Origin of the sequence: Acinetobacter sp. TY1 (genome assembly GCF_048551395.1) — a bacterium.
Taxonomy (GTDB): domain Bacteria; phylum Pseudomonadota; class Gammaproteobacteria; order Pseudomonadales; family Moraxellaceae; genus Acinetobacter.
In genome coordinates, this window is record NZ_JBLYZK010000074.1 from 1 (window position 1) to 1,188 (window position 1,188).

The 1,188-nt window shown below is 30.0% G+C and carries 1 protein-coding gene and 1 pseudogene; both read left to right on the forward strand.

What is annotated here, in order from left to right; all coding sequences use genetic code 11:
* Positions 1–81 precede the first annotated feature (81 nt).
* Positions 82–627, forward strand: coding sequence for a TonB-dependent receptor domain-containing protein (locus ACK2M2_RS16405; protein ID WP_419349914.1), 546 nt, complete (start codon positions 82–84; stop codon positions 625–627).
* A 250-nt stretch (positions 628–877) separates the two neighbouring features.
* A pseudogene (locus ACK2M2_RS16410) lies at positions 878–1,111 on the forward strand (short-chain dehydrogenase); the annotation flags it as partial.
* Positions 1,112–1,188: the final 77 nt, after the last annotated feature.

The window sequence follows — 1,188 nt, forward strand, 5'->3', positions numbered from 1 at the left end:
TCTTGCTCATGGTAAACTCCTGATGAGTGTGTTTAGTTTACCAAGTTAAAACCTCCTGTTTTTTCAGCACACATCATTGGTATTAATTATACAGGTTTAGGGACAGATATCGGTTTGACATTTTTTAATACAGATTTTAAAAACAAAATTGACTATTCTCCTTTAGGTGTTAGAAACGGTGTTTGGTTTACACGTAATGAAAATATTCAAAGCGCTGTAACTCGTGGTTTTGAAATGGTTGTAAACCTTCCAATTTTAGAAAATCTAAAATTGAACAATAATGCAACTTATTTTTTAAAAGCAAAAAATGAAGATACAGGAAATACTCTATTAACAACTTCAAAGTTAATCATAAACTCTTCACTAAATTGGCAACCTACAGATCCACTAAATATTGATTTGTCTGCTCAATATTTAGGTAAGCAATATTTAACAGAAACGACAACAACTTCATCTATGCAAAAACCCCATACGATTGTGAATTTGGCAAGTAACTATAAGGTAAACGATAAGTTGATAGTCCGTGGCGGTTTCATTAACTTATTTGACAAAAAACTATCAAATGGATCAGATAGTTATTTAGTTGAACGTCAAAAAGTGTTTGTAGGTGCAACTTATAAATTCTAAGTCACTAAAATGGTTTTAAATTCTATGTGAATACTTAATTTCTATTTATCGTAGATAAGATAATTAAAAAGCTACTTCACATAATAGAAGAAGTTTTAAGCAAAATGTAAACTCAAAAATGGGGGTTTAGGCTCTCATTTTTACTATTTTTCTAAATTTGTTATCTATGGTAGTTAGGTTAAATAGAAACTTGACCTCAAGCTAAGATTAGGTTTTATAGTTAAAGCATTATAAACATTGATGATAATTTATGAGTAATTTGAGTAAGAACTTTTTAATCTATGGTGTTAGTAAAGGGCTAGGTAAGGCAATTATTCAATCAATACCTGAGTCACATGATGTTATTTATGGGATTTCTCGTTCCATTCCTATTAGCATGGCTAATCTAAATTGGATTGAAGCTGACCTATCATCTAGTGAGACTTCAGTTCATCAAATAAAAGACATCATAAATGATAATAAAATAGATGTTTTAATTTACAACGGCTTTGTTGCACAAACCTATCTGTAAAGGCTTTTTCAGCGATATAATTTTCAAATGAAGAAGCCTACACACAAAAT